Annotated in this window: 10 protein-coding genes; all 10 read left to right on the forward strand. The window is 66.7% G+C overall.

What is annotated here, in order from left to right:
* Positions 1-70: 70 nt before the first annotated feature.
* The gene (locus tag QK444_RS07290; RefSeq protein ID WP_282778318.1) at positions 71-3,613 is read left to right on the forward strand and encodes a hypothetical protein; all 3,543 of its coding nucleotides are present in this window, start codon (positions 71-73) and stop codon (positions 3,611-3,613) included.
* 30 nt (positions 3,614-3,643) lie between these two features.
* Positions 3,644-4,561: a phage tail protein gene (locus QK444_RS07295; protein ID WP_282778320.1), complete on the forward strand. Its 918-nt coding sequence runs from the start codon at positions 3,644-3,646 to the stop codon at positions 4,559-4,561.
* A gap of 10 nt (positions 4,562-4,571) precedes the next feature.
* Complete coding sequence (locus QK444_RS07300; protein ID WP_282778322.1) at positions 4,572-6,215, forward strand: phage tail protein; 1,644 nt, start codon at positions 4,572-4,574, stop codon at positions 6,213-6,215.
* Positions 6,216-6,217: 2 nt separating this feature from the next.
* Entirely contained in the window at positions 6,218-6,688 is a 471-nt protein-coding gene (locus QK444_RS07305) for a DUF2744 domain-containing protein (RefSeq protein ID WP_282778324.1), read from the forward strand.
* Complete coding sequence (locus QK444_RS07310; RefSeq protein WP_282778326.1) at positions 6,685-7,707, forward strand: hypothetical protein; 1,023 nt, start codon at positions 6,685-6,687, stop codon at positions 7,705-7,707. Before QK444_RS07305 ends, QK444_RS07310 begins: the two co-directional genes overlap by 4 nt.
* Positions 7,707-8,312 carry a hypothetical protein gene (locus QK444_RS07315; RefSeq protein WP_282778328.1) on the forward strand — a complete coding sequence of 202 codons (606 nt, stop codon included), beginning with the start codon at positions 7,707-7,709 and terminating at the stop codon, positions 8,310-8,312. The genes QK444_RS07310 and QK444_RS07315 overlap by 1 nt, the downstream gene beginning before the upstream one ends.
* A 2-nt stretch (positions 8,313-8,314) precedes the next feature.
* Complete coding sequence (locus tag QK444_RS07320) at positions 8,315-8,659, forward strand: hypothetical protein (RefSeq protein ID WP_282778330.1); 345 nt, start codon at positions 8,315-8,317, stop codon at positions 8,657-8,659.
* On the forward strand, positions 8,659-8,976 hold the full coding sequence (locus QK444_RS07325) for a hypothetical protein (protein WP_282778331.1): 318 nt from the start codon (positions 8,659-8,661) through the stop codon (positions 8,974-8,976). The genes QK444_RS07320 and QK444_RS07325 overlap by 1 nt, the downstream gene beginning before the upstream one ends.
* Positions 8,977-8,993: 17 nt before the next feature.
* Positions 8,994-9,350, forward strand: coding sequence for a hypothetical protein (locus QK444_RS07330; RefSeq protein ID WP_282778333.1), 357 nt, complete (start codon positions 8,994-8,996; stop codon positions 9,348-9,350).
* Positions 9,351-9,358: 8 nt separating this feature from the next.
* Positions 9,359-10,312: hypothetical protein (locus QK444_RS07335; RefSeq protein WP_282778335.1), on the forward strand; the 954-nt coding region annotated here is incomplete at its 3' end.

The raw sequence follows: 10,312 nt of genomic DNA on the forward strand, positions 1-10,312 counted from the left end.
AGCATTCGGACTGCTCGGCCCGTCCCCCCGGTGAATCTCGGGGCGGACCCACGAACTGAACAGAGGTGTCATGGCCATCGAAGCAGTACGTGACTTCGGCATCGACGTCGCGGTCACCTTGGAACGAGCGCTGACAATGGCGTTCGATGAGGCGTCAGGTGCGGTGGACAGGGGCATGGACCAGCTGTTCGCTTCGGCGCCGGGAGCCTTGAATACCGCGCTGCGACAGAGCTTCAACGGTGCGTCCGGTGTCGTGCACGCGGCCGTGGATGAAGCGTTCGACGGTACATCGAACGCGGTGAACGCCGCCTTCGAGAATGCCTTCAGTGCGGCGACTCCCACCGTGAACAATGCCATCCACCAGGCATTCGATGGCGCGAGCAGCGCGGTGAACGACGGGTGGGAACGGGCCTTCGGTACGTCGCCCGCAGCGGTGAACTCGCTGTTGCTCACCGCGTTCGCATCGGCCGAAGGGGCGGTGCACACCGCCCTGGAGGATGTGTTCTCCCAGGCGTCCGGCACGGTCGACGATGCGCTGCTGAGCGTCTTCGACTCGGCGTCGACCGCGCTGGACACCGCATTGACCGGCACGTTCGCCCGGGCCTCGGATACGTTGAACGGCGCCCTCGTGGGTTTGATGACGGGGGGACCGCAAGGTGCGCTGGCGGGTGCCGTGGACGGGTTGCTCGGTACGACACCGCAGCAGGTGGCCGACGCCGTGCGCGATGTCTTCCAATCGGCACCGGATGCGGTGCGGACCGCGGTCGCCGATGCATTCCGCGCCGCTCCCGGTGTGGTGAACAGTGCGCTGGACGCCACGTTCGTGACAGCCCCACAACGGCTGAGCAATGCTGTGAACGCGGCCTTCGAACCGACCGCCGGTGCCATGAACACGGCGCTGGACGCGGTGTTCGCCGATGCGTCCACCGCCGTCGACGCGGCGGTGGACGAGGCATTCGCGGGTGTCACCGAGACCGCGAACCAGGCGTTGAACACCGCGTTCGACCAAACGCACGACACGGTGAACGGCGCGCTGGAAGGCGCGTTCGCCACCGCCTCCGAGACCGTGAACGGTGCGTGGGCGAGCGTTTTCGGCTCCTCACCCGAGGCCCTGAACACCGCCATGGACGCGGTGTTCGGTTCGACGCAGGAAGCGGTGAACGGCGTCCTGCTCGATGTGTTCGCCTCCGCCCAGGGCACCGTGAACACCGCATTGGCGAGCGCGTTCGCCGGGGCCAAGGGCACCATCAAGGGCGTCGTCGACGACGCCTTCGGCAGTATTCGGGGAACGCTGAACAATGCGCTGCAGGGCGCTTTCGATCAAGGCGCGAACCTCGCGGGCAGCCTGGGCAAGCTCGATCCCAGGCTGCTCGCCGTGCGAACCAGGGCCATGGCCGCCGCCGCCGGAACCAAGGCCATGACCCTGGCGACCACCGCATCGGCCAAGGCCACCACGGTATGGGCGACCGCGAAGAAGGGCGCGGCGGTCGCGGCGCGGGCCTTCAACACCGCGCTGCGGGCGAATCCGCTGGGCCTGATCCTGACCGCCATCACGGCGGTGGTAGGTGCGCTGACCTGGTTCTTCACCCAGACCGAGAGCGGCAAGCAGATCTGGGCCACGGTGTGGTCGGGCATCCAGTCGGCCATGGCCACCGCGTGGCAGTTCATCCAGCCGATCTGGGACGGCTTCCTGGGCGCGCTGGGCCGGGTCGGCGAGATGCTCAACTGGCTGTGGGTCGAGGTGGTGCAGCCGGTGTTCGCACTCATCGGCGCGGCCTTCCAGCTGTGGTGGACCGGCTATGTGCAGCCGATCTGGAACGCGTTCACCGCTGCGCTCGAAGTGGTGGGCTCGGTGCTGAATTGGCTGTGGGAATCGGTCGTGCAGCCCGTGATCGGGCTCATCGCCGAGGCCATCTCGCTGTGGTGGAACTACTATGTGCAGCCGATCTGGAATGCGTTCACCGCCGCGCTCGAAGTGGTGGGCGCGGTGCTGAATTGGCTGTGGGAGACGGTCGTGCAGCCCGTGATCGGGCTGATCGGCGACAGTATCTCCGCTGCGTGGAGTGGGATCAAACCGGTCTGGGATGGGTTTCAGGCGGCCTTGCAGACGGTCGGCGGGGTTTTCCGGGCGATGTGGGAGGAGTACATCAAGCCCGCTTGGGAAACCTTCCAGACGGCGTTCCAATCCGGTTGGGACACAATCAAGAACGCCATCGAGACAGGAAAGGGGTGGTTCGAAGGTCTGCGTACGAAGATCGAGGAGATTATCAACAAGATCTCGGACCTGTGGAACTCGATCAAGATTCCAGAACCGATTGCCAGAGCGTTAGACAGCGTTGGCAGCTTCTTCACTGGGGGGGACGATCAGCCAGAGGGCAAAGCCTCCGGCGGCTACATCTCCGGCCCCGGCACCGGCACCAGCGACTCCATCCTTGCCCGCCTCTCCAACGGTGAATTCGTCATCAACGCCGCCTCCACCCGACGCAACCGCCCACTGCTGGAAGCGATCAACAACGGTGCCGTCCCCGGCTACGCCACCGGCGGCCTCGTCACCAAGAGCGGCCTGATCGAACTCGCCAAGCAGGTGGACGGCAAGCCCTACGAATGGGGCGGAACCAACTGGGGCGACTGTTCCGGTGCGGTGTCGGCCCTCGCGAACTACGTTGCCGGACGGCCTCCGTTCGACACCCGGTTCTGGACGGGCAATCAGGCCGAAGCGCTCGCCCAGCGCGGATTCGAGTCCGGGCTCGGCCCCTCCGGCAGCCTGCGGATCGGTTGGTACACCGGCGGCCCGTACGGCGGCCACACCTCGGCGACCTTGCCGAACGGCGTGAACTTCGAAATGGGTGGCAAGTCCGGCAATGGACAGTACGGCGGTACCGCGGTCGGTGCGAACGCCCCGGCGTACACCAATCACGCTCACTTCGTATTCGACACCGTCAGCGAGCAGAGTCCCGCGTCGCAACCGCCTACGACCGGAGGCGAATCACCCAACCAGAACGTCGATTCCGGTGATAGCGACCTCTCCCCGGCACAGCAGCGCGAGGCCGCTCTGTTCGACGATATCGTCTCGAACTTCCAGAACGCCGGAGACTCGTTCGTCGATGGGCAGCTGAGCGATATCCGGAACGTCTTCGGCGCGCCGAGCCTCGACCAGATCCCGTTGTTCAAGGCCGCCGCCGCATGGAATCAGTCGGTCACCGATTTCACCGACTATCGGACCGAGCAGGCGGAATGGGAAGCGGAGAACGGCCGCACTCCGGCGGGACTGGACGCTCCGATCATCTACGACCCGAATCGTGGACCGGAGCAGTTCCTCGACCTTCCCGGCAGGCTCGCGAATTCGTTCCTGAAATACCTGGTTCCCAGCCGCTACGACAATGGCGGCTGGCTGCAGCCGGGCCTGACCCTGGTAGAGAACAAGACCGGGAAACCGGAGCCGGTGTTCAACCCGCAGCAGTGGTCGCAGCTGTCGGAACTCGCGCAGCCCGGCGGCACTACCGACAACTCGCTCACCATCGAGAACCTGCACACCGGCATGACGGCCGCAGAGCTGCGACGGGAGCTGAACCTCATTCAGAAGGAACGTTCGCTGGGGTTCGTGCGCCGATGACGACGTTCCTTTCGATTCGAAGGATGAACCATGAATGAAGCATTGATCGAGGTGGAGGGCCACAACGGCGAGTGGTTCACGGTGGCCGGTACCGGTGCGGGCGACCGCGGCGTGCACCTGGCCTCGGAGAACGACGGCACCGAGTTCGCGGGACTGTACGACGCGCCGGTGACGACGATCTGGAACTCGACCGCCTTCCAACTCGGCGCCACCTACGGTGGTATTCGCGAGGACAAGTACGACTTCACCCTCGCCTTCCACGTGACCGAAACCGCCGCGAACCCCTGGCGCTACAACGATTCCGCCCTGCGCAAAGCCTTCTCCTACGAGAAACGCTCCAAGCTGTGGGTGCAGGTGGACGATTCCCGGCGCTGGCTGGATGTGCAGCTGGTGTCGAATCCGCGGCTGAAGGTCGGTTTCGATCCGAACGGCCAGCAGTACGGTCTGGTGTTGCTGCCGCTGGCGGCGGCCTATCCGCGCTGGCTGGAGGTCGAGGCCACCGATGAGTTCGTGGCCGCCACCGACACCACCGACGGCTCCACCGAGCTGGGTTCGGTGGTGGTGTCGAATCCGACCGACACCGAGATCTGGCTGAAGTGGATGATCCAGGGCAGCAGTGGAATTCGCTGGACCCTGCCCGATTTCTCGTTCGGCGACGACCGTTTCGACCGGGCGGACGCCGACGCCGATCGCATGATCGCCATGCCCGAACTGCTCGACGGTGAACACGTGCGCGTGGACACCGACGAGATGGGGCTGGAGGGTCAGGTCAACTCGTCGCTGGACACCGCCGTCTACCAGCGGATGAACGGCAAGATGTTCCTCTATCCGATTCCGCCCTACACCCCGGACACCGAACTGCCCGTGGTGGTGAGCGGTGCCCCGGCGGGCGCCGGGGTGCAGGTGCGCTGTCCGCGGCCGTGGACGCGGCCGTGGGGGCTGGAATGAGGTGGCGGCGATGAGCGCGGTGGCGACCATTGATTTCGACCGCGAGTACGTGGCGATTGTGGCGCGGCTGGAGGCCAACCGGCTGGCGCGGACCCGGCCGCCGCTGGTGCGGCTCTGGGACGGCGACTGGATTCTGCGCGGCCGGGTCGCGCACACCTATTCGGCGTCCTTCCAGGAAGTGGACGCCGAGACCGGCATCGGCAAACTCGAGCTGCCGGAGGACTACTACCTGTCGCGCTGGATCATCGATCACGACAATCGGCCGAACAAGAACATCCACGTCACGGTCGACAAGGACGGGGTGCGCTGGTCGGGGCGGATGGAGTCCTACGAGATCGAGAAGAATCCCGAGGGCTTGACGCTGGTGCGGGTGCTCTTCAAGCACGATTACGAGGAGTTCAAGCATATTGTCTGCTGGAGCAATCCGTTCCTGCCCGCCGAGGTACAGTTCCCGCGCCTGTGGTTGATGTTCGGTCCGGCCAAGTGGGCGTTGAAACTCACGCTGCTGGTGAACATCATGCGGTTGGAGTCGTCGGCGTGGATGCTGCCCGACGATCCCATGGACCCCGCGCAGTGGTTCAACTTCGACCAGTCCACCTGGTCGATGGTGGTCAAGCCACTGAAGATCGAAGACGACAATTCGCCCTTCGCGGTGGTGTACTCGCGATTCAGGGATTTTCACACCGTCGCCAAGAACATTCTGGCCGACGGGCAGCTGACGCCGACGTTCCGGCGCTATCTCGACGGTGACGAACCGCCGTGGCCCGGTGCGAATCTGCGGCACGGCTGCCTGGTCATCGACATCGAGGACAAGTCCGGGTGGACGAGTGAAACCTCCTTCGGGGGAAACCTTTTCACCGGTTTGGTGCGGGCGGTGACCAATATCGCATCCGACGGCTACACCGAGAACATCGATGTCATCGACGACCCCGCGTTCCCCGACGAGTACTACCAGCCGGGGTGGAAGGGCACACTGCCGTCCGCGCCCGGCATCGTGTACCGGGAGACCAAACGCAACGGCATCGTCTCCTCCGGCTTCGTCAGCCGTCCCGCCACCGACGTCCAGGTGGTGACCGGCGGGCACAGCATGCCCGGTGTGAACGAGCTGATCAGCGCCTCGATCCAGATGGCGGGCGACCTGATCGCCGCCATGATCGGGATTCCCCCGGTCGGCGGCGCGGCGGACGCGCTACTGCAACCGCTGTACGAGGACACCATCCTGGCGTGGATGGCGTGGAAATCGCCCGCGCGAGCGCAGCAGCTCGGGTGGTCGCATTACCACGAGGGTCTGGGCAGCGCCTCCGATCAGGCGTACACGCTGTCCTCGATCATCACCCTGCGCGCCAAGCTGTGGGCCACCCGTGAGCAGATCGCGCACCGGCTCGACATCGCCGACGGCGCACCGTGGTTGGTCGGGCAGCGCGGCAAGGGGCACTTCTATGTCGGCGATCGGATCGGGTCCACGGTGAAGGGCGCGCCCAAGGGCAAGATCTACGTCGACCGCGTCTCCGAGGCGACCCTGTCGTGGAGTCGCGATACCGCGCCCGCGTGGGCGATCACCATCGGACAGCGTGAAGCGGAGGACCCGGTCGTCAAGGCGCTGGAGCAGATTCAGGAACTGTTCGGCATCGCCCAGAATCTAGGAGTCATGTAATCGTGCGCTTTCCTACCCAAAATCAGTGCAATATGGGCGATCCCGCGCAGCACCTGCTCTGGGCGCTCGCGCAGGTGCCGATGTCGCGCACACAGCCCATGCTGTTGCAGGAATCCATTGCGCGGGTCATATCGAAACACTTGTACGAGTGTGGATTCCGGCATCATCCGGAACTGCAGGAGAAGAAGCTGCAACTCCCACATCGCGGACAGCAGCACATGCTCAACGGATCGGCCCGGTGGGTCTCGATCGACGAGGTAGATCCCGATCCTGTTGTGCTGCCGGATATGTCGGCGATGACCGTGCACGAACAGGAACATGTCATCAACCAGCTCGAGCAGCTCGGCCGCATCGGAAAGCCCGCTGAGCCTCGAAGCGTCGCGGAGACGACGAATCTGCGGGCCGTGGTCGAACAGACCGGTGCGGCCCCGCACCCATCCGGCGCGCTCGCGTCCACGGAGGGCGAACCATGACCACTCCTGGACAGGGAGCCCCCGACGGCGCCTTCGTCGTCGGCGGCCGATACGGCCAGAACCTCACCGAGGAATCGGCGAAAGCGATCATGAAGGGCGGTGTGGTGTCGTCCTTCGAAAGCGCGCAGGGCGTGGCACACGGCGCATACAACAACCGCATCGACGACCACGCCAACTCCATCACCGAACTCCGAAACGCCTTCGAGCAGTTGGTATTGCAGGGACGAGCGATCGTATACACCCGCAACTCGAGCTACACGCCCTCGCCCGACATCCTGTCGGTGGAGGTGATCATCATCGGTGCGGGTGGCGGCGGCAGCTCCGGCAGCTACGACGCACTGGTGGAGGGCGTCCGGTCCGGCGGAGGTGGCGGCGGTGGCGGCGAAACGCACACGTCGATTCCGGCGAGTCTGCTGGAGAAGAACACCGACGGCAGTTTCAAGCCGATTCGCATTGTCATCGGAGCCGGTGGCGCCGGTGCGAGCCAAGATCGTAACTACGGAGCCAGCGGCTCGGATTCGCTGTTCGGCCCGGAGGTCGGCAGTGACGATCGGGAGTGGTTGCTCGGTGGCGGCGGTCAAGGGGGCCAGTGGGGGGCACCGGGACCGGTCGCGCAGGGCGGCGTCGGGATGATTCCCGGCGGCAACGGCGGACGTGGCGGGGCGGGCAACACGCGGGGTACCGCGCCGACGCCGTCCGTGTCGGCCTACGCGCTGTACGGCGGCGGTGGCGGCGGTGGCTCCGGTGGATCACCCCTGTGGGCCGGTACGGCGGGTGCGGCCGGTGGCATCTCACCCGGCGGAGCGGCCGCTAACCCCGGCTGGGCGGGCCGCTCACCGGCACAGATCGTCGCCACCGGTGGTGGTGGCGGCGGTGGCGGGCACAGCGGCAACTACGGCGGCGGATCGGGTGGATTTCCCGGTGGCGGTGGCGGCGGCAGCGCCTGTGCGGCAAACGGCGCGACGACCGGCGGCGCGGGTGCGACCGGCATCTGCTACGTGATCGAACGGACCACCTGATGGCCACCACGACACGGTTGCTGGTGTTCACGACGAATGACGTCTGGACCAAACCACCGGGATTGAAGGCCGTCGAACTCGTTGTTCGCGGCGGTGGCGGCGGTGGCGGTGACGATCACGGCGGTGGCGGCGGCGCGGCGGTGACGAACACTCACCGCCGGATCTCGGCACTCGAGCTACCGGACAGCGCGGCCGTCATGGTGGGCGTCGGCGGAGCCGCCGGAGCCGACGGCGGTGAGTCGTCTTTCGGCGGCTCCCTCATGGTTGCGGCGGGCGGAATGTCCGGCGCGAACGGAGGTTCCGGCGGACTGTCCTTCATGCGCGGTGGGCAGGGCGGGGCCGCCGGTGCACCGGGTGAATCGGTGACATCGGGTGTCGTTCGCCTGCTCGCGGGCGGTGGCGGCGGTGGTGGATCCGGCGCTGCCGGCGGCGGTTCCGGGATGGTCGCGGCCGACGGAGCCCGGCCGCCCCTGTGGCAGGCCCGCCAATCCGGCGGCGGTGGATCAGCCGGTCTCCCAGGCGGATTCCCGGCCGGCGGGGGCGGCGCCGCCGCACCCGGCGCGGCCGGGGCAGTGACGATCATCGAGTTCTTTCAGGAGGATTGACTATGGCAACGGCGACACTGCATATCGCCGATCTCGGCGGGTACGCCGGTCCGGCACGCTGTTACCGACTGGACCCCGTCCCGGTTATCAACGGTGCTCCCGCGCCATTCGTGACGATCTGGGTGCAACGCGGCTACGCGCATCAGATGCCCGAGGTGAACGTGGTGCCCGCGACGTCTTCGGGTGCGTGCGCCACGCGTTCGGTCATGGCCGCGCCCGGCTCGTTCACCCTGCACTTCGAGCCGGTCACCGACGAACAGATCGATGGCGCGCACTGGCTGGCTCTGCAAGCGCTGGGCGGCTACACCGTATCCGGCCAGCGCCCGACCGAGCCGGAGGCGTTGTGATGACCATCGGGAACGTACCCATTCATGACCGGCTGATCCTGGTCGAGGGACAGGATCTCCTGCACGAGATCCGGCTGCCCGCCGATGCCCGGCTGGAGGTGGGCACCGCCGTCAAGCTCGTCATCTATGACCGGACCGAGGCGACGCAGCTCGCGATCTGGCCGGCGAGCGTCGACACCGACCGCGTTCGATGGACGGTGACCGCCGAGCAGGCCGACCAGATCACCTCGCCGGGTGCGCGCTTCCGCATCTACGTCGACTACCCGGACGACACCACACAGTGCTGGTACGCCGGTCCGGTGTACCGATACCACTGAACCAGAAAGGCAATCACATGGCGATTTCCGTCGACACCACGCGCCAGGCGCTCGCCGACGCCTACGCGGCGCTCGGCCCGTCCGGCACCGAGGTGTACATCTCATTGCATACCGCCGACCCCCTGTCCACGGGCGAGGGCGAAGTATCCGGCGGCGAGTACGCGCGCCGATCCGGAACCTGGGTACCCGGTTCCGGCGGGGTGCTGTCCATGGCCGCTACCGAGTTCGATGTGCCAGCGGGCACATTCACTCACGTCGGCCTGTGGACCGCCGCGAGCGACGGCCAGTTCCTGGACGGCGCACCGCTCAGCCCGGAGGTCACCCTGAGCGGACCGGGTGTGATCGCGGTGACGCCGCGGTTCACCGTCACCTAGGGGGCATCGTGGCCGACCAATTCCAGCGGCAGCCGCCACCCGGTCGCACCGCGACCATGGCCCGGCCGCCGGACCGTTCGTCCCGTACGGCGGCTCTGCCCGCGGCGACCGTCGCACGACTGCCGTCGGGCCTCGTACACGAGACCGTACCGGGCGGCCGGGTCCATCTGTCGGGCGCGGGAACCCTGACCGCGTCCATCGCGCGGCTCGTCGCCCTCGCGGACTTCTCCACTCCGAGCGCGCTCTTCGCGGCCGGGTTGCCGCGGTCGCGTGCCGACCTGGACACTGTCGCCGCGTTGCGGGTCTCCGGTGTCCGGTCGGATGCCGCATTGACCGTCGCCGGGACGCTCGCCGCCGACAGCACCCTGGTGCGCACCAGCCACCGCGACGATTTCGATCGCGCGGACGGTTCGCTCGGGTCGAACTGGGCGACGATAGGCTACGGTCCCGGCGACACCACGGTGGTGCCGGTCGTCGCGGGCAGTCGATTCCGTGCCGGGGACGGTGCGAGCAGCGACAGCAACCAGTGCGCCGCGCTGTACATCGCGGGGCAGGCCAATGGTGATGATCACGCCGTGCGCGCGCTGGCCGCGACCGCACCGAACTCGCTGCGGTCGGGCATCATCGTGCGGGCAGGCCAAGACTTCCAGCATATGGTGATCGCCATTGTGTCCACCGCATTCGGTGCCACCGGAATCTGGACCGTGATCGGCGGTGCTTTCAAGCGGCGCGTCACAGCGCAGACGAGGTCCATTCAAGCCGGCGAGACCGTTTCATTCGTCGCGCAGGGCAATACCTATCGCCTGATCCGGGATCCGGACAATACCGCCGTTGTCCTGGCGTCCTGGACCGACTCGGCGGCCGAATACCCGCCCGGCGTCGATCGCCGTCACGGTGGCATGTTCGCGGAATCGGAGGCGGACTTCTTCGGCGATTACACGTACGGCACCGAATGGGACGAC

Source organism: Nocardia sp. CC201C (genome assembly GCF_030010695.1).
Classification (GTDB): Bacteria; Actinomycetota; Actinomycetes; order Mycobacteriales; family Mycobacteriaceae; genus Nocardia; species Nocardia otitidiscaviarum.

Coding starts and splice junctions, on each gene's coding strand:
- QK444_RS07300 (WP_282778322.1), top strand. CDS start 4,572: ATGAGCGCGGTGGCGACCATTGATTTCGACCGCGAGTACGTGGCGATT.
- QK444_RS07325 (WP_282778331.1), top strand. CDS start 8,659: ATGACCATCGGGAACGTACCCATTCATGACCGGCTGATCCTGGTCGAG.
- QK444_RS07320 (WP_282778330.1), top strand. CDS start 8,315: ATGGCAACGGCGACACTGCATATCGCCGATCTCGGCGGGTACGCCGGT.
- QK444_RS07290 (WP_282778318.1), top strand. CDS start 71: ATGGCCATCGAAGCAGTACGTGACTTCGGCATCGACGTCGCGGTCACC.
- QK444_RS07330 (WP_282778333.1), top strand. CDS start 8,994: ATGGCGATTTCCGTCGACACCACGCGCCAGGCGCTCGCCGACGCCTAC.
- QK444_RS07310 (WP_282778326.1), top strand. CDS start 6,685: ATGACCACTCCTGGACAGGGAGCCCCCGACGGCGCCTTCGTCGTCGGC.
- QK444_RS07315 (WP_282778328.1), top strand. CDS start 7,707: ATGGCCACCACGACACGGTTGCTGGTGTTCACGACGAATGACGTCTGG.
- QK444_RS07295 (WP_282778320.1), top strand. CDS start 3,644: ATGAATGAAGCATTGATCGAGGTGGAGGGCCACAACGGCGAGTGGTTC.